General features: G+C 71.0%; 17 protein-coding genes. 6 read left to right on the plus strand and 11 right to left on the minus strand.

Translation table 11 applies throughout. The annotated features are described in order from the left end of the window. The first annotated feature begins 208 nt into the window (after positions 1 to 208). Entirely contained in the window at positions 209 to 1177 is a 969-nt protein-coding gene (locus tag AWQ68_RS31935) for a zinc-binding dehydrogenase (protein WP_066947676.1), read from the plus strand. A gap of 308 nt (positions 1178 to 1485) precedes the next feature. Here the strand turns inward: AWQ68_RS31935 and AWQ68_RS31940 are convergent, their stop codons facing one another. After that, positions 1486 to 2055, minus strand: coding sequence for a PadR family transcriptional regulator (locus tag AWQ68_RS31940; RefSeq protein ID WP_066947679.1), 570 nt, complete (start codon positions 2053 to 2055; stop codon positions 1486 to 1488). An 89-nt stretch (positions 2056 to 2144) separates the two neighbouring features. Here AWQ68_RS31940 and AWQ68_RS31945 point away from each other — a divergent pair, with 89 nt between their 5' ends. Then, a complete protein-coding gene (locus tag AWQ68_RS31945) occupies positions 2145 to 3308 on the plus strand; it encodes an FAD-dependent monooxygenase (RefSeq protein ID WP_066947682.1) in 1164 nt (387 codons plus the stop codon). A 696-nt stretch (positions 3309 to 4004) separates the two neighbouring features. Here AWQ68_RS31945 and AWQ68_RS31950 read toward each other — a convergent pair. Then, a complete protein-coding gene (locus AWQ68_RS31950) occupies positions 4005 to 4892 on the minus strand; it encodes an NAD(P)-dependent oxidoreductase (protein ID WP_066947685.1) in 888 nt (295 codons plus the stop codon). Positions 4893 to 4941: 49 nt separating this feature from the next. Between AWQ68_RS31950 and AWQ68_RS31955 the strand changes: the two genes are divergently transcribed. Continuing rightward, on the plus strand, positions 4942 to 5292 hold the full coding sequence (locus AWQ68_RS31955) for a winged helix-turn-helix transcriptional regulator (protein ID WP_066947814.1): 351 nt from the start codon (positions 4942 to 4944) through the stop codon (positions 5290 to 5292). Between the two features lie 581 nt (positions 5293 to 5873). After that, positions 5874 to 6077 carry a hypothetical protein gene (locus AWQ68_RS31960; RefSeq protein ID WP_066947687.1) on the plus strand — a complete coding sequence of 68 codons (204 nt, stop codon included), beginning with the start codon at positions 5874 to 5876 and terminating at the stop codon, positions 6075 to 6077. A 19-nt stretch (positions 6078 to 6096) separates the two neighbouring features. Here AWQ68_RS31960 and AWQ68_RS31965 read toward each other — a convergent pair whose 3' ends face one another. Both AWQ68_RS31965 and murQ read right to left on the minus strand, forming a co-directional pair. Continuing rightward, a complete protein-coding gene (locus tag AWQ68_RS31965) occupies positions 6097 to 7194 on the minus strand; it encodes a serine hydrolase domain-containing protein (protein ID WP_084464617.1) in 1098 nt (365 codons plus the stop codon). Further along, positions 7187 to 8110, minus strand: a complete 924-nt coding sequence (gene murQ, locus AWQ68_RS31970; RefSeq protein ID WP_066947689.1) for an N-acetylmuramic acid 6-phosphate etherase — start codon at positions 8108 to 8110, stop codon at positions 7187 to 7189. The genes AWQ68_RS31965 and murQ overlap by 8 nt, the downstream gene beginning before the upstream one ends. A gap of 67 nt (positions 8111 to 8177) precedes the next feature. On the opposite strand from murQ, the gene AWQ68_RS31975 reads away from it, so the two are divergent. Beyond that, a complete protein-coding gene (locus AWQ68_RS31975) occupies positions 8178 to 9341 on the plus strand; it encodes an exo-beta-N-acetylmuramidase NamZ family protein (RefSeq protein WP_084464618.1) in 1164 nt (387 codons plus the stop codon). 10 nt (positions 9342 to 9351) lie between these two features. Here AWQ68_RS31975 and AWQ68_RS31980 read toward each other — a convergent pair whose 3' ends face one another. The 7 genes from AWQ68_RS31980 to AWQ68_RS32010 all read right to left on the minus strand — a co-directional run bounded on the left by AWQ68_RS31980 (position 9352) and on the right by AWQ68_RS32010 (position 17122). Next, positions 9352 to 10239, minus strand: coding sequence for a GNAT family N-acetyltransferase (locus tag AWQ68_RS31980; RefSeq protein WP_066947695.1), 888 nt, complete (start codon positions 10237 to 10239; stop codon positions 9352 to 9354). Further along, a complete protein-coding gene (locus AWQ68_RS31985; RefSeq protein WP_066947698.1) occupies positions 10236 to 11246 on the minus strand; it encodes an ABC transporter ATP-binding protein in 1011 nt (336 codons plus the stop codon). The genes AWQ68_RS31980 and AWQ68_RS31985 overlap by 4 nt, the downstream gene beginning before the upstream one ends. Continuing rightward, positions 11243 to 12277, minus strand: a complete 1035-nt coding sequence (locus AWQ68_RS31990; protein WP_245656298.1) for an ABC transporter ATP-binding protein — start codon at positions 12275 to 12277, stop codon at positions 11243 to 11245. Before AWQ68_RS31990 ends, AWQ68_RS31985 begins: the two co-directional genes overlap by 4 nt. Before the next feature lie 9 nt (positions 12278 to 12286). Further along, positions 12287 to 13195 (minus strand): ABC transporter permease, encoded by a 909-nt coding sequence (locus AWQ68_RS31995; protein ID WP_066947704.1) that lies wholly within the window; start codon positions 13193 to 13195, stop codon positions 12287 to 12289. Next, the gene (locus AWQ68_RS32000; RefSeq protein ID WP_066947707.1) at positions 13192 to 14232 is read right to left on the minus strand and encodes an ABC transporter permease; all 1041 of its coding nucleotides are present in this window, start codon (positions 14230 to 14232) and stop codon (positions 13192 to 13194) included. Before AWQ68_RS32000 ends, AWQ68_RS31995 begins: the two co-directional genes overlap by 4 nt. A gap of 4 nt (positions 14233 to 14236) precedes the next feature. Next, positions 14237 to 16048, minus strand: a complete 1812-nt coding sequence (locus AWQ68_RS32005) for an ABC transporter substrate-binding protein (RefSeq protein WP_066947710.1) — start codon at positions 16046 to 16048, stop codon at positions 14237 to 14239. Between the two features lie 168 nt (positions 16049 to 16216). After that, complete coding sequence (locus AWQ68_RS32010) at positions 16217 to 17122, minus strand: TIGR03619 family F420-dependent LLM class oxidoreductase (protein ID WP_066947713.1); 906 nt, start codon at positions 17120 to 17122, stop codon at positions 16217 to 16219. A gap of 172 nt (positions 17123 to 17294) precedes the next feature. On the opposite strand from AWQ68_RS32010, the gene AWQ68_RS32015 reads away from it, so the two are divergent. Next, positions 17295 to 17639 (plus strand): avidin-fold protein, encoded by a 345-nt coding sequence (locus AWQ68_RS32015; protein ID WP_084464619.1) that lies wholly within the window; start codon positions 17295 to 17297, stop codon positions 17637 to 17639. Positions 17640 to 17645 lie beyond the last annotated feature (6 nt).

The following is a 17645-nucleotide window of genomic DNA, read 5'->3' on the forward strand; positions in this document are numbered from 1 at the left end:
CACTCCGCTCCGCTCCCCACCGCACCGGCTTCCCACCGTCACGCCCCCGCCGGGCCCTCCCGCGCCCGTGCGACCAGGCGGTTCCAGCATGGGTCCGTTGAGGTCACGCCCCCGCGCCGTGGCTGGGACAACCGGCATGTTGACCTCAAGTCTGGTTGAGGTTGCATGCTCGGGTTCCACATCGAAGAACGGATAGGGGTTGGGCGGTATGCGGGTGGTTCGCGTGATGGCATTCGGGGGCCCGGAAGTGCTGGTGGCCGGTGAAGCACCGGATCCGGTGGCCAAGGCGGGCCAGGTCGTGGTCGACGTGGCTGTCGCGGGCGTGACGTTCGTCGAAACGCAGATCCGGCGCGGCCTCGACAAGTGGCATGCCAAGCCGTCGTTGCCGTATGTGCCGGGCGGTCTGGTGGCCGGACGGGTGAGTTCGGTCGGGGCGCAGGTGGATCCGGCTTGGCTCGGCCGGCGCGTCGTCGCCGGTACTGGGGAGGTCGGCGGATTCGCCGAGCGGGCGGCGGCCGAGGTGGAGGAACTGTTTCCGGTGCCGGACGGACTGGGCCTTCCGGAAGCGGTCGCTCTGCACAGCGACGGCAGCACCGCACAGGGCCTGGCCGAGAACGCCGACATCGGCGCCGGTGACTGGGTGCTGGTCGAGGCGGCGGCCGGTGGCGTCGGCAGCCTGCTGGTGCAGCTCGCCCGCGCTGCGGGCGCTCGGGTGGTCGGAGCGGCCCGCGGGGCGCGGAAGCTCGGCTTGATCCGGGAACTGGGCGCACTCGCGGTCGACTACACCGAACCGGGGTGGACCGAGCGAGTGGTCGAAGCGACCGGCGGTGCGGGGCCGGATGTGGTGTTCGACGGCGTCGGCGGGCAGATCGGGCGTGCCGCGTTCGAGGTGACGGCCCGCGGCGGCCGGTTCTCGGTGCACGGCGCCTCCAGCGGCGAGGCGACGCTCATCGATCCCGCGGAGGCGCGGGCCAAGGGCGTGAACGTGATCGGCATTGAGCAGCTCTTCGCTTTTCGACCGAACGTGGAGCGGTGGGCGGAGCGGATGATGTCCCAGGCGGCGGCCGGGCTCGTGCGGCCGGTCATCGGCCAGACCTTCCCGTTGGAGCGCGCTGCCGACGCCCACGCCGCGATCGAGAACCGCACCGCCGTGGGCAAGACCCTGCTGCTGATCTGACGGAATCCGCGCCCAGAGCATCGACCGAGCCACCCGAAACGCGGAACCTCAGCATCCAAAGCGCTGACATCCGGGTCTGCACTCCGAGAAGTACCGGCTGTCTCAGTGTTCGTCCGACCGTTGACCACGAAGGCGCAGGCTGCGGGTCAGCCGGAGCGCGATTCAGGCCAGGTCGCCGGGGTGCATCGCCAAGCTCCGTCACCAGCGTCCGAAAGCAGCACATCAGGCCTCAGGATCCGCATGCGTACGGGACCGGCACGGCGCCCATACGGGGCCTTTCGGGCGGGTCTCCGACGGGGCGGGGCGCGTCAGGCGCCCTGCCATTCGAGGCGGCCTGAGCGCAGGTCGTCGATCACCGCGCGCAGCCAGTCGCGTTCGGCGACGGCCACCGCGCGGAGGTACTCGGTCTCCAGCGCGGCGACGCGGGGGTGACCGTCGACCACGTTTGCGGCGAGGACGGCGTCCAGTTCGGCGAGGTCGGTGTCGACCTGGGCGGCGCGGCGCTCCAGAGCGGGGAGGGCCTCCTCCGACATGATCATCGGCAGGTGGGAGAGCGCTGCGGGGAACTCGGGGAACTCCCGCCTGCGTGTGGCGAGCATCTCGTCCATCCAGGCGCGGGCGGTCGCCCGGCCGGTATCGGTCAACTCGTACACGGTCCGCTCGGGATAGGCCTGGTCGCGTTCGGTCTCGCGGACGCGGATCAGGCCCTCGGCGGTCAACCGCTCGATCGTCCGGTACAGGCTCGCCCGCTGGCTCACGTTGACGACCTGGTCCTTGCCCCATTGCCTGATCAGCCGCTGCATCCCGTACGGGTGCAGCGGCTTGTGGTGCAAGAGGGACAGCACGGTCAGTGCGAGGGGCGAGCTGCGTACGGCCATGAAGGTGATGATACTCCGAATCTAGTTGACGAGTTACTAGTTTCAATGTGACTATCGATTGCGTAACGGATCCCCAAAAAGGAGCGGATATGAGCGACGTGCGGACGGCCCTGGTGATCGGTGGCGGCGTGGCCGGGCCGGTGACGGCCCTCGCCCTGGCCCGGGCGGGCATCACCGCGACCGTCTTCGAGGCGCACCACACCGCCGCCGATGGCGTGGGCGCGATGTTGTCCCTGGCCCCCAACGGCCGTGACGCGCTCCGTACCGTCGGCGCGGACCAGGCCGTCGCCAAGGTCGGGCAGCCGGTGCCGGGCGTGGTGATGGCCGACGCCACCGGGCGGCGGCTGGCGGACTTCCACGGCTTCCCGGGCCTGCCGCAGACACTGGCGATGACCCGCTCGGACCTGTTCCGCGCCCTCGCCGACCACGCGGCGCAGCAGGGCGTCGAGACGCACTACGGCAAGCGACTGGTCAGCGCGGTGGAAGGCCCGGACGGGGTGACCGCGACATTCGCCGACGGCACCACGGCGAGTGCCGACATCCTCGTCGGCGCGGACGGGATCCGCTCGACCGTCCGCACCCTGATCGACCCCGACGCGCCCGGCCCGGTCTACGGCGGGGTGCTCAGCTTCGGCGGCATCGCGCCGGGCGACGGCGTGGAGGCCGAGCCGGGGATGATGTACTTCACCTTCGGGCGCGCCTTCCTCGGCCACTGGGCGCTGCCGGACGGCCGGGTCGTCTGGTTCGGCAGCCTGCCCTCTGACGACCCGTTGACCGCCGCGCAGGCCCGCGCCATCCCCGCCGTCGAATGGCTGGAGCGACTGCGTGCCCTGTACGCCGGCCACGTCCCCGGCGAGGCCCTCCTCGCCCGCACCTCCCCCGAGGACCTGATGGTCGTCGGTCCGATGGAGGCCATGCCCGACGTCCCGGCCTGGCACCGGGGACGGATGGTGCTGGTCGGTGACGCCGCGCACGCCCCCTCCTCAAGCTCCGGCCAGGGTGCGTCGCTGGCCGCCGAGAGCGCCGTCGAACTGGCTCGCTGCCTGCGTGACCTGCCCACCGTCGAGGAGGCGTTCGCGGCGTACGAGCGGCTGCGTCGCCCCCGCGTGTCGGCGATCGCCGGGGACGCCTCCGCCAAGAACAAGGCGAAGGCGGGCAAGGCCAAAGCTCAGACGGCGTTTCCGACCCCCGAGCAGATGTTCGCCCCCGTGCACCGCCACCACATCGACTGGGACACCCGCGTCACCGCCTGACGCCCAGGTGGTGAAGGGCGAACCGCCTGCTCGGGTAGGCAAGGGCCGGCCCGCGAGACTGTAACCCGATCGGCACACCAGCCCGACCCAGGTGGCCGGTTCGCTCCTTGCGCCGGATTTCATTCCCGTGCGGGCCAACACCTGGGCAAGAGATGCGGCCGTCCTCTCGGTGGCCCAAACCGGAAGGTCAGAACATCCGCACCGCGGCGGCCGGATCGATGATCAACTCGTTCCAGTGCTCCTCGCGGGCCGTGATGTCCTCCAGTTCAACGAGAAGGGGTTCGATGCGCAACGGAGCGACTTCCCCAACTGGCAACCCCCGACGAAGTACGCCGACGGCGGCCACCCGGAGCGAGACAGGGCGCGTGACGGCGGGAAGCCGGTGCGGTGGGGAGCGGAGCGGAGTGCGGGTGGTTGTGGAGGCGCGCGTAAGACCGTGCCCGGTACCACCGCGCCCGCGACGGCCGCGCCAGCGGCATCACCAGAGGCCCGCTATCACGGCGCGCCGGAACAGCCACCCGCCGCAGCGCAGCGCCACTCCATCAACGGCGAGGACCCGGAACGCCCACACAACCGCCGTGATTCACACCGGAACAGCCACGCGCCGCAGCGCAGCGCCGCTCATTTGACGGCGAGCGCCCGAAACGCGCCCACGACCGCTTTCGCGCGACGCTCGCCACAGCCTGATCGTCCCTCTCAGCGGGGGTTGAGGGTGTCGGTGATCCGGATGAACCCGTCCGTGCCGTGGCCTTGGTCGATGGTGCGCCGTACCAGGTCGTCGACGGCGCGCATCACGCTCGCGTCGATCCCATGGGATTCGGAGGCGTGGACGACATGGGCCACGGACGACGCCGCCGAGGTGATCGGGTTGCCCTCGCCGGAGAAGGTGCCGCCGTCCACGTCGTCCGCCAACTGGTCGAAGAGCGGGGGGAGGATCGCGCCGATGCCCTTGGCGAACGGGGCCAGTTCCCGCGCGGTGATCCCTTCGGCCCTCGCCATCGCCAGGGCGTGCGCGTACCCCGCCATCGCGGTCCAGAAGACGTCGAGCAGCGCGATGTCGTACGCGGCCGCCCGGCCGGCGTCCTCGCCGAGGTGGGTGTGGGTGCCGCCCAGGGCGTCCAGCACCGGCCGGTGCTCCAGGTAGAGCTCCTTCGGGCCGCTGTGGAGGAACACGGCGGCCGGTGTGCCGATGGTCGGGGTCGGCGTCATGATCGCGCCGTCCAGGTACCCGATGCCGTGCTCGGCCGCCCAGGCCGCGGTGTCGCGGGCGCGGTCGGGGGTGTCGGCGGTCAGGTTCACAAGGGTGCGGCCCTTGAGCACGGCCGCGACCGTGTCGCGCCGCACGACGGCGTCCACCGCGTCGTAGTTCACCACGCAGATCACGGTCAACCCGCTCGCGGCGACCGCCTCTTCGGCGGACGGAGCGCTCACCGCGCCCCTCTCGACCAGTTCCCGGTCCCGGCCAGGTGTCCGGTTCCAGATCGTGGTTCGCAGGCCGGCGTCGAGGAAGGCGCCGGCCAGGGCCCGGCCCATCGGCCCCAGGCCGAGCACGGTGACGGCAGACTGTTCGGTATGTGACGTCATGTTCCAACTCCTGCTTGGAAATCAACAAACGGCAATGAATGGGATGAAGATGACGCGCAGCCGCGCCGAGGACCTGAACGTCTGTGGAGTGACCGCCGCGATCGCGGTGATCGACGGCAAGTGGAAGACGATCCTGCTCTGGCTTCTGGAATCGCGCCCGTACCGGCCCGGCGAGCTGCGCCGGCGGCTGCCCGGTCTCACCGAGAAGGTGCTGACTCAGACACTCCGGGAGATGGAGGCCGACGGACTCGTCCACCGGGAGGTGCACGATGTCCGGCCGCTCAAGACCGTGTACTCGCTGACCGAGTTCGGCCGGGAGCTGTCCGAAGCGTTGGCTCCGCTCTCCGACTGGGGCCACCGGCGCCTGGAGAGGCTGGCCGAGTCCCAGCGGGTTTCCTGATACACGGCGATGCCTCCCTTCGCACCGGCTTTCGGCGGCCGCGCGACCGCCCATGACCATGGTTCCGGCCGCCGTATCCCGCGACAAGTACCCACAAAAAGGTGGGTATCGGCAGGTGACGCGGGTGACCTCCGGCCTGGCGGGACGCTCGGCCGGGCCGCTGCGGCGGCGGGGGCCAACCCGTGAGGAAGCCGCTCCTCGGGCCGAACCGTTCTCGCCGGAGTCCGCGAATCCCACCCTCGCCCAAACCCGCCACCGGCAGCAGGAAGGACTTCACCCGGCGGCTCAGGGGATGCTCAGAGCAGTCATGAGGAGAATCGGGCGCGTCTTCCGCGGCCTCTTCAGGGGGCCGCGGGCCCGGAGGGTGGAGAGGCTGGCCGGCCGTCTGCACGACGAGTGGCGCGCGGGACGCCGGCTGCCGGGCGGCGGCTATGAGCCGCGGATCAGGACGACCGCTGATCGGGCCTGGGTGAGACGGCACGGCACCGACCAGGTGGACATCGCCAACACCGGCTATCGGGACCTGCCGGGCGACTGGCAGCGGGGAGAACCGGGAGTCGGCGGTCGTCGCGGTCAGGCAGGTGGCGGAGGGCCGCAGGCGCGGGGCCGACCTGTACGGCGAGGAGTTCATGGAGTCCGCGAGCCACGCCGTGCACGAGGCGTGGCTCGTACGGAACGGGCGGCGGGCGTCACCGGAGCAGCGGCTGCCCTACCGCCTGCTGCCCGAGGCGGAGAAGGAGAAGGACCGGCTCGTGGTGCGCCTGGCGCTCGAGCTCTGGTCGTGAACGCCGGACGGCGCTCCGGTCAGGACGCGATCCGGAGCGCCTCGGCGGCGACGGCGTGCCGCAGGTCGCGGATGCCCGGCCGGCCGCGTACGGGGTGGACGTTGTTGGTCAGCAGCACGACGGTCAGCGCCCGTTCGGGGTCGACGACGAGGGAGGTCCCGGTGAACCCCGAGTGGCCGTAGGCGCGGCCGAGCGGCCCCACGATGGCGGGGTCGCCGATGCGCACGCCGAGCCCGTGGTCGAACGCCGCCCCCGTGACGCCCTGGTCGCGGATCATCTCCGCCACGGTGTCCGGGCGCAGGATCGGCCCGCCCCCTGTGCGCAGGGTCTCGCCGAAGCGGACCAGGTCGTCCGCCGTGGAGAACAGCCCGGCGTGCCCGGCGATCCCGCCGAGGCCGTACGCGGTCTCGTCGTGGACCTCGCCCCTGATGCAGCCGGGGCCGGGGCGGTCGGCCTGGTACTCGGTCGCGACGACGCGCGGGAGCAGCCCGGCCGGAGGGCGGTAGCAGGTGCTCGTCAGGCCGAGCGGCCCGATGACCCGGGTGCGGACGAGCTCGTCGAGGGGCGCTCCCCCGGCGATCTCGGCCACCCGGCCCGCCGTCACCATGCCGACGTCGGAGTAGACGTACCGCTCCCCGAGGGGGTGTCCCGGCGGCGTGGTGAGGATCAGCTCCATCCGCGCGGCGTGCGCGGCGGGGCCGTCGCCGGGGATCTCCTCGTGGGCCCGGCGGCTCGGCGGCAGGCCCGCCGTGTGGGTGAGCAGGTGCCGCAGCGTGGTCGCGCGGTGTCCCCCGTACGCCGGGGGGAGCCAGGTGGCGACCGGCTCGTCGAGCCGGAGCAGGCCGTCCTCCACCAGCGACAGGATGGCCGCGGTGGTGAACAGCTTGGTGATCGAGGCGAGGTCGAAGACCGAGTCGCGGCGGGCGGGCGGACGTTCGTCCAGGAGCGCCTCCGTAGCTCCTGAATAACGTACGGCCTCGCCCGCCGCGGCGGCGGCGACGACGGCTCCGTCCTTGGCGATCACCGCGACCGCCGCCGAGCAGGCGGCGGGGACGGCGGCCTCGAGGATCCCCCGCAGGCTCGCGTCCGGGCCGCCGGGGTTCCCCGGGTCAGGCACCGACCACTCCCCCGGACGCGGCCTGCCTGGCCGCCTCCAGCCGGTCGCCGTTGGCCTGCAGGAGCGCCCTGGCGTCGTCGGCCCCGAGGTCGTGCTCGATCATGAGCACGGCCGCCTTGACCTGCCAGCCCGCCGCCTCCAGTGCCGCCTGGGCGGTGTCCAGGCCCGCGCCGGTGATGTCGCCCACCATGCGGGCGGCCCGGTCGGCGAGCTTGGAGTTGGCCGCGGAGACCTCGATCATCGAGTTCCCATACGTCCGGCCGAGCCGGACCATCGAGATCGTCGAGATCATGTTGAGGACGAGCTTCGTCGCGGTCCCGGCCTTGAGGCGGGTCGAGCCGGTCACGATCTCGGGCCCGACGATCACCTCGATCCGGTGCTCGGACGCCGCGGAGAGCGCCGAGTCCCGGTTGCAGGACACCCCGACGGTCAGCGCGCCCCTGCGGGCGGCCTCGCCGAGCGCGCCGAGCACGTACGGCGCCCGCCCGCTGGCGGAGACCCCCACGACGCTGTCGAGCGGGCCCACCTCCTTGCCGGCGATGGCCGCGGCACCGGCCGCGTCGTCGTCTTCGGCGCCCTCGACCGAGCGGGTCAGCGCGGGCTCGCCGCCCGCGATGATGCCCTGGACGAGCTCGGGGTCGGTGCCGAAGGTGGGCGGGCATTCGGACGCGTCGAGCACGGCCAGGCGGCCGGAGGTCCCGGCGCCCACGTAGAAGAGGCGTCCCCCCTGATCCATGCGGGCGACGATCGCGTCGATGGCGGCCGAGATATGCGGGATCGCCACGGCGACCGCCGCGGGGACCTTGGCGTCGGCCGCGTTCATGAGCCTGGCGACCTGTTCGGTGGGCAGCCGGTCGATCTCGCTGTAGCGCGGATCGCTCTGCTCGGTGGACAGGTCGGCGAGTGGTTCAATCATCTCGTTCCATGTCGCTAATTTTCACCGGATGGTTCCATTATGCAAAGATTCTTCGGAGAATGGGATCATGTCACACGTACGAACCGGCGCCGAGCGGCTCGCGAACGATCCCGATCTCCTACGTGGGGGCCGGATCGGCCTCGTCACCAATCCGACCGGGGTTCTTCCCGATCTGACCCCGACCGCGGCGGCGCTGCTGGCGGCGGGGGTCCCGCTGACCGCGCTGTTCGGTCCCGAGCACGGGATCCGGGGCACGGCGCAGGCGGGTTTCGGCGAGGACGCGGGTCAGGACCCGGCGACCGGGCTCCCGGTCCTCGACACGTACGGCAGGAGCGGCGACGCCCTGGACGCGCTGGTGGCGGCCTCCGGCGTGGACACGCTCGTCTTCGACATCGCCGACGTGGGGACGCGCTTCTACACGTTCGTGTGGACGATGCACGACCTCATGGCGTCGGCGGCGCGGCTCGGGCTGCGCTTCGCGGTGCTCGACCGGCCCAACCCGCTCGGCGGCACCCGGGCCGAGGGCCCGGCGCTTGAGCCGTCCTGCGCGAGCTTCGTGGGCCGGGCGCCCCTCCCCGTGCGGCACGGCCTGACCCTGGGCGAGCTGGCGCTCCTCTTCAACGAGTCGATCGGCGTCGATCTGACCGTGGTCACGATGGAGGGCTGGCGGCGCTCCATGCGCTTCGCCGACACCGGTCTGCCGTGGATCATGCCGTCGGTGAACATGCCGACCCCGGACACCGCGCTGGTCTACCCGGGCACCGGCCTGGTCGAGGGCACGTCCGCGTCCGAGGGCCGGGGCACCACGCGGCCGTTCGAGCTGATCGGCGCGCCCTGGCTGGACGGCGGCTTCGCCGCCGGGCTGAACGGGCTCGGCCTGCCCGGCGTGCGGTTCCGCGACACCTGGTTCACCCCGGCGTTCCACAAGCACGCCGGCGCGGCGGTACGCGGCGTCCAGGTGCACGTGCACGACCCCGAGGCGTTCCAGCCGGTGCTGACCGGGGTGTCGATCCTGCACCTGTTGCGCTCGCGGTGGCCGGAGCAGTTCGCCTGGACCACCGCCGCCCCCGCGGGGACCGGTGTGGAGGGCGGGCGGCACTTCATCGACCTGCTGTGGGGCTCCCCCTCGCTGCGCGAGCGGGCGGACGCGGGGGACGACCCCCGCGACCTGTGCCCCTCCCCCTGCCCCCCGGAGGCCTGGCTGTACGGCGGGAAGCTGCTCTACCCGTGACATCCGGCCGTCACCGCAGGTCCCGGCGGTAGAGCCAGAAGACGCGCTCGGCCCGGGCCCCCACCACTCCGGAGTAGAACCGCAGGGGGCCCACCCAGGAGATCTGCGCGCTCGCCAGGCCCGCCGCGCGCATCTCGGCCAGGCAGCGGCGCAGCAGCACGCCGCCGACGCCGAGCCCGCGCGCCGCGGGGGCGGTGCCCATGGGGCCGAACCAGGCGGGCCTGGCCCCCCACGCGGCGAAGCCGATGATCTCGCCGTCGCGGGACGCGTAGTGGCAGCCGGTGGCCTGCTCGGCCTCCCAGGCCCAGCTCTCGTTCCACTCCTCGCGGACGAACGCCCCCACGGCGGCCCGCTCGCCGGGACCCGCCGCGAGTACGGCGACGCCCTTGCCGGCCAGCCGCTCGACGTCGTCGGCGAGGGCCCGCTCGTCACAGGCGGCGGTGGACAGGTCGGCGGTCATGTTCCAGGCGACCTGCTCGCGCTCGTAGCCGAGGGACTCGAACAGGCAGGCGGCGGCGGTGTAGCGCACGTCGATGCCGGGCCAGGCGTAGCAGGGCGGGTTGCCGGCGACGCGCACCGTGGTGACGCCCTCGCCGCGCAGCCACTCCTGCGCCGCCTCGACCAGCGCCCGCCCGCGGCCGGCGCCCCGGGCTCCGGGGTCGACGGCGAGCAGGTCGATGTGCCCGATGGAGGGGTCGCGGGTGGACACCGAGGTGATGACGGCGGCGTCGAGGTCGGGGGTCGCGAGCGCGGTCCAGCGGCGGTCGGCCGGAGGCGCGGCGAGCCGGGCGACCAGCCGCGGCGCCTCGGCCGCGTCGAAGGTGAGCGCGGCCGCGGCCAGCTCGCCGAGGGCCGCGACGTCCCCCGACGCGTCGCGGATGCCCAGGTTCCCGGTCACGACCGGACCGCCGGGGTGGCGACGACGCTGCGGCTCCGCGGGTGGAAGCAGGCGTGCTCCTGGACCGTGCTGCCGTCATGGCCGAGCACGGGCGTCTCGGCCTCGCAGCGGTCGGTGCGGAACGGGCAGCGGGGCGCGAAGAGGCAGCCCGTGTCCTTGCGGTTCGGGTCGATCGCCTCGGTGGGCGTCACGCGTTCAGCGCCGGGCACCTCCAGGCCGTGCAGCACCGGGATGGCCGACAGCAGCGACTGCGTGTACGGGTGGACCGGGTCGGAGATGACCGACTCGACCGGGCCGCGCTCGACGACCTGGCCCCGGTAGATCACGTACAGCTCGCCGTCCAGGCCGATGTAGCGGGCGGTCGCCACGTCGTGCGTGATGAACAGCACGCTCACGCCGAGCCGGTCGCGCAGGTCCTTGAGCAGGGCCAGGATGCCGAGCCGCAACGACACGTCGATCATCGAGGTGGCCTCGTCGGCGACGAGCATCTCGGGGTCGACGGTGAGCGCGCGGGCGATGACCACGCGCTGGCGCATGCCTCCGGAGAGCTGGTGCGGATAGCGCGGCAGCACGTAGCCCGGGTCGAGGCCGACGAGGCCGAGCAGTTCCTCGGCCCGCTCGTCCATCCACGAGCGGGAGCGGCCGGTCTGCTTGGCCCGCAGGGTCAACGGCGCGTCCAGCGTCTGGTGGATGGTCCGCGCCGGGTTGAGCGCGGAGTACGGGTCCTGGTGGATGAGCTGGATGCGCCGGAAGTGGGACTGGCGCTGGCGGTGGCTCAGCGACGACATCGGGACGCCGTCGATGGTGATCTCGCCGGAGTCGTAGCTCTCCAGGCCGGCGAGGATACGGCCGAGGGTGGTCTTGCCGCATCCGGACTCGCCGATGAACGAGACCGCTCCGCCCTTCTCCATGGAGAAGTCGACGCCGCGCAGCGCCGGGACCTCCCGGGCGCCGAGCATGCCGCCGCGCTGCCGGAACGTCTTGGTGATGCCCTTGCCGGTGATCATGCCTGCTCCTCCCCTCTCGTGGGTCCCGTCGTGACGGTCTCCTTCTGTGACTCCCCGTCGCCGGCCGCGTGGCAGGCCACGACGCGCGGTCCGATGGTGAGCACGGGCGGCTCGCCGGTCTCGCACACGTCCATGCGGACGGCGCAGCGCTCGCGGAACACGCACCCGTCGGGCGGGACGGTGCTCAGCGTCGGCGGGCGGCCGGGCAGCGCCCTGGCCTCGTCGATGTCGCCGACCAGGCGCGGGATCGCCTGGAGCAGGCCCCGCGTGTACGGGTGCCTGGGTGCGCCCAGCACCTCCCTGGTCGGGCCCTGCTCGACCAGGCGACCGCCGTACATGACGGCGAGCCGGTCGGCGATCTCGGCGACGACGCCGAGGTCGTGGGTGATGACGAGCGTGGTGAGGCCGCGCTCCTCGTGGACCTCGCGGATGATCCGCAGGATGGTCGCCTGGGTGATCATGTCGAGCGCCGTGGTGGGCTCGTCCAGGACGACGACGTGGGCGTTGAGCACCAGCGCGAGCATGATGCCGACGCGCTGACGCATGCCTCCGGACAGCTCGTGCTGGTAGGAGTCGAGGACCCGCGCCCCGTCCAGGCCCATCCGGTCGAGGAGGCTCCGCGCCTCCTTGACCAGGCCGGGCAGGTCGTCGACGTCGTGCGAGCGGCCAAGGTCGAGGAGCTGCTTGCCGATGGTCTTGAGCGGGTTGAGCGAGTTCTGCGCGGCCTGGAAGACGTAGCCGACGTGCCGGCCGCGGGTCTTGCGCAGGTCGTCGCCACGCAGGGCCACGACGTCGCCGAGGCCGTCGATCTCCACGCTGCCCGAGCTGATCCGGCCGGGCGGCTGCACCGCGTTGAGCATCGACAGCGCCAGGGTGGACTTGCCCGAGCCGGACTCGCCGACCACACCGGTGATCGTGCCGGGCATGAGCTCCAGGTCGACGCCCCGGACGGCGGGCAGCTCGCCCGCCTGGGTGCGGTAGACGACGGACAGGTCGCTGATGCGGACGCCCGGCGCCCTCTGGTCAGTCACGGACACCGGTCACTCCTCACGCAGGCGGGGGTTGAAGATCTCGTCCATGGCGTCGACGACGAGCACGATGCCCAGGGTGAGCAGCAGGATCGCCAGCAGCGGCGCCAGAAGGTACGGCAGGGCCGCGGTCGTGGTCAGCGCGCCGCCCCCGAAAACGGCGAGGTTGAGCATCACGCCCCAGTTGTTGGCCTCGAACGGCAGCACGCCGAGGAAGAAGAGGCCGACCTGCGCGTACACGGCTCCGGTGACCGCGATGAGCATGTTCATCGCGATGTACGGGGCCATGCTGGGCAGCAGCTCCCTGCCGATGATGTGGGTGGTGGACAGGCCGAGCCCCCGGGCCGCCTCCACGAAGCCGCGCTCACGCAGCGAGAGGGTCTGGGAGCGCACCGCGCGGGCGACGCCGCCCCAGCCGAGCAGGCCGAGCACGAGGCCCATCTCGATGGCGCTGGTGAACTTCCAGATCGTGGACAGCACGAGCAGCAGCGGCAGTCCGGGGATGGTCAGCTTCATGTCGGTGATCCGCATGAGGACGCTGTCCCAGCGGCCGCGCCTGAACCCGGCGAACAGCCCGATGCCCGCGCCGAGCACGACCGTGATCACCGCGGTGACCAGGCCGGTCAGCAGCACGTACCGCGATCCGGTGACGACCAGCGCGAGCACGTCGGTGCCCTCGAAGTCGGTGCCGAACGGGTGCGCCCAGCTCGGCGCGGCGTACAGCGCGTTCGTGTCGCGCGGGAGCCGGTCGGGGTAGAGCATCGGCCCGAAGATCCCCATGAAGGCGAACCCGGCCATGATGACCACGCCGAGCATGCGGCTGGGCTTGCGCTTCATGACCCGCCAGACCCCGCGCCAGAAGTTGCGGCGCAGGGTGGCCGAGGCGCTGCGCGCCTCCGGCACGATCGTCGTCGCGGTCATGCCGCCTCACCTCCGCTTCTGACCCGGGGGTCGATGACGGTGTACAGCAGGTCGGCCGCGATGTTCGCGATGATGATCGCCACCGTGATGAGCAGGAACGCGCCGCCCATCAGGGCGTAGTCGCGCCCGGTGATGCTGTCGATCAGCATCAGGCCGAGACCCGGATAGTTGAAGATCCTCTCGATGAAGATCGCACCGCCGAACAGCATGCCCAGCGACAGCGCGAGGATCGTGAACAGGGGCAGGATCGCGTTGCGCGCGATGTACCTGAAGATGATCGACCGCTTCATGCCGCGCAGTTCGGCGGCGAGGATGAAGTCGTCGCCGAGCACGGTGACCACGCTCGACTTCATCGCCAGGATCCAGCCGCCGTAGCTCGCCAGCGCGTACGTCACGACGGGAAGCGTGGCGTGCTGGATCAGCGAGCCGATGTAGCCGGCGTTCAGTCCCGGCTCGAACATGATGTCGGCCGTTCCTCCGGCGGGGAGGATGGGGATCAGCGTCGTGAAGATCGCGCCGAGCAGGAGCGCCAGCACGTACTGCGGCACGCCGTGCAGCAGCGATCCGGAGATCGCGAGCAGGTCGCCGAGCTTGCCCTGGCGCTTGATCGCGGCGTAGACCCCGAGGATGATCCCGACCAGGAAGCTCAGCAGGGTGCCGGCGAGGACCGGGATCAGCGTCCACTTGGCCGCGGACATGAGCACGGTCCCCACGCCGGTGCCCGGCACGGTGAGCGACTGGCCGAGGTCGAAGTGGGCCAGTCCCTTCATGTAGTCGAGGTACTGCTGCCACATGCTGCCGGTCGGCATGAACCCGTACAGGACGTTGACCGCCTGCTGGGCCGCCTCGGGCGACATGCCCTGCTCGACGAGCTTCTCGTACTTGGCCGCCATGGGGTCACCGGGAATGTTCCTGATGATCAGGAAACTGATCGTGGTGACCACCAGGATCATGACGAGCCCGCGGGCCAGATGGCCCGCGAGCCGTCGCACGACGGCGATTCCCCCGGAACGTCCCGGGACCCCGATGAGCGTCATGAACCTACTTCTTCTTGATCATTCCGAGCTGGATCCACACGCCGGAGGTCTCACGGAGCAGGTCGCTCTCGTTCTCCGGGAAGCCGGTGAACCGGTTCGTGTTGATGAACTGCGTGTTGACGTAGTCCCACAGCTGGATAACGGGCAGGTCCTGGTTGGCCGCCTTGGCGAGCTGGCTGATGATCGCCTTCTGCTCGGACTCGGGAGCGGTGTTCAGCTTGCCGGTGAGCTCGCCGGGGTTGACCTTCCCGACGCCCTTGACATCGATGGTCTCGGGGCTGCCCATCCAGTTGCCGTCCTTGCCCGGGGCAGAGTGCTTGATCTTGCCACCGAGGATGGACCAACCGTTGGAGGCGCCGTAGAGGCGCTGATAGATGTTGTACGGCGCGGGGCCGAGGGCCACGAGCCAGAAGCCGACGTCGTACTTGCCCGCCGACAGCTCCGAAAGGTAGAGCGGGTAGTCGGCGGTGGTGAGCACCTCGGCGGTGACGCCCGCCTCGTTCAGCTGGCTGGTCACCGCCTTGGCGGCGGACACCCAGTCGGAGAACGGCGCGGGCACGTTGATCGTGAACTTCCACGGCTTCCCGTCGGGAAGCGTCCACTTGCCGCCGGTCTTCTTCAGACCGGCTTCCTTGAACTCCTTCTCCGCCTTGGCCGCGTCGAGCTTGTACGGCTCGAGCTGGCTCAGCTCGGAGCCCAGCCACGCCTCCGCGGGCTTCTGGTGGATGCCCGTGGTGGTCAGCGCGGGGGTGCCGCCCTCGGGAGAGGCGATCTTGGTGATCTCGTCCCGGTTGATGAGGTAGGCGAGGCCCCTGCGCACGTGGACGTTGTCGTAGGGCTTCTTGGACTGGTTGAACGCCATCGCGACCGAGACGGGCGAGAAGCCCTTGACGACCGCGTTTCCAGGCGTCTGGCCGATCCGCTTCATCACGTCGGCCGGCACCGCGGTGAACGGCGCGTTGTCGAGCTTACCCGAAATCAGGTAGTTCCAAATCTGCTCGTTACCCGTGTAGTTGAGCAGCTTGACCTGGTCGGGGCCGACGTTGGCGGCGTTGTAGAAGTTCTTGTTCTTGACGAGAAGGGCCTCGCCCGGGTTCATCCGCTCCAGGGTGTACGGCCCGGCGGAGACGTCCTTGGCGGGGGCGAAGGCGAGCACCTTGTCCGACTGGGCGGTGATCTCGGCGCGGGCCTTCTCGGCCTCGGCGCCCTCACCGCGGGCGGCCTTGAGGGTGTCCCAGAAGTTGGCGGGGACCGCGTCCTTCCAGATGTGGGCCGGGACGACGAAGCTGTCCATTACGCCACGGACGAACGTGACGCTGGGGTTGCTCATGTCCTGGGAGATCTTGACCGTGTGGTCGTCGATGATCTCCACGTCGGAGGCCGCGCCCGCGGCTCCGGGGTCGACGGAGAAGGCCGTGCTGCCCTGCGTGTACGCGAGGGCGATGGAGAGCTTGACATCCTCGGCGGTGACGGGCGTGCCGTCGGACCACTTGTTGTTCGGCTGCAGGTGCAGCGTGATCGAGGAGTTGTCCGGGGCGATGTCCCAGCTCGCCGCGATGCCGGGGTAGAACTGGTTCGGGTCGGTCAGGTGGTTCTTCTTCCACCCAAGCTTCATCGAGTTGTACCCCTGGAACATGTTGCCCTTGGGGTTCCACGGGTTGATCGGCCCGTTGACGTCGAGACCGGGCTTGAAGCCGTCGATCGTGGTGAAGACGCCGCCACCGGCCGAACTTCCACCCGTGCTGGTGCTGCTGCAGGCCGTCGCGGTGACGGCGGCAAGACTCAGCAACGACACTACCGCTGCTACACGCTTCATGGACCGCTCCGTGGGGGTCTTTATATCGGGGCTGGACAGTCGGAACTTTTTCCGGACTTTATGGTGAAGCGGCGATGGCGTCAATTATCTCCACAAGCCGTGAAGCTTCTGTAACTTTCCTTCATCGCGTCACACGCGAAACCGATCGCCAGGCTCTGAAATCCATGGTCAGGAGAGTGCCGCGCGGAACGCCCGGGCGAGGTCGAGAAGGTGGTCGTCGTCCCGGGCGGTGAGCTGGAGGTCGAGCAGGATCTCGTCCGCGCCCGCCTCGGCCGCCGCGGCCAGATAGTCGGCGATCTGGGCCACGGTCCCCGCGCTGGGGACGTGCGCCTCCGGCGCGGGCGCGTCCGTGACGATCGGGTTGGCCCGCAGCACCATGCGCAGGGCCTCGGGGTCGCGTCCCGCGTCCTCCGCGGCCCGGCGGATCGCGGCCCACATCCCGGTCAGGACCGGGATCGGGAGGGCCGCGCCGAGCCAGCCGTCGGCCCGGCGGCCGACGCGCTCAAGTGCGCTTGGAGCGAAACCGGCGAGGTAGACCGGCATACCGCCGGGCGGCTTGGGGAAGACGCGGCTCGGCGCGACCTGCCACCGCTCGTCGGCGTAGCTGACCGGATCGGCGGTCCAGGCGGCGTGGAGCAGGTCGAGCGTGGCGTCGAGTCGCGCCGCGCGCGACTCCCACGGCACGCCCACGGCCGCGTACTCGTCGGAAGACCAGCCCAGCCCGAAGCCCGCGATCATCCGGCCCCCGCTGAGCGCGTCGATCGTGGCCAGGGAGCGGGCGAGCACCATCGGCGGATACCAGCAGGCGTTCAGCGTGCTGGTGCCGAGCCGTACCCGCCGGGTGGCCGCGGCGGCCACGGAGAGGACGGCGAACGGGTCGAGGAAGACCAGATGCTCGGCGGGGATCGTCCCTCCGCCGCCGGGATAGGGGTCGCGCGGCTGGAGCGGGGTGAGCAGCCGGTCCCCCACCCAGAGGCCGGCGAAGCCGAGTTCCTCCGCTTCGCGGGCCACCCGCTGGACGGACTCCAGCGAGGCGAACCGCCCGTACTGCGCGAGCGCCAGACCGAGCTCCATCCGCAACCCCCAGCCGCCGACGATCCCGACATACCCGACTTGGCGATCTTACTTTCGGCGTGTCAGGGACGCCATCACCTGGCTGGACGGAAGGCGGCCATCAGGGGTTCTCGCTCGGCGAAACGTCCAGCGTCGTTTGCGAACCGCGGACGAATCGGCACGATGCGGAGGCATGGACGACAGAAATCTCAACAACCGCAAGTTCGTGATGGTCAGCTCGACCGCGAGCGAGGTTGACCCGGACGCACCGACCGAGTTCGTCTACCGCGAGGAGGACGGCATCGTCTGGGGCAGCTACGTCGGCGACACGGTGGTCCACGGGCACTTCGTCGGCACCCGGGAGGACGACCGCCTGGAGATCACCTATATTCACCGGCTCAAGAAGGGCGGGCGCGCGGGCGGCCGGAGCACCAGCCGTATCGAGACCCGCCCCGACGGGCTGCTGGACCTCGTCGAGGAGTTCCAGTTCGAGGGCGACGACAGGACCCACGTCAGCGTGTGCGCCGAGGTCCGCTGACCCCGG

This window comes from Microtetraspora fusca (genome assembly GCF_001570365.1).
Lineage (GTDB): Bacteria > Actinomycetota > Actinomycetes > Streptosporangiales > Streptosporangiaceae > Microtetraspora > Microtetraspora fusca.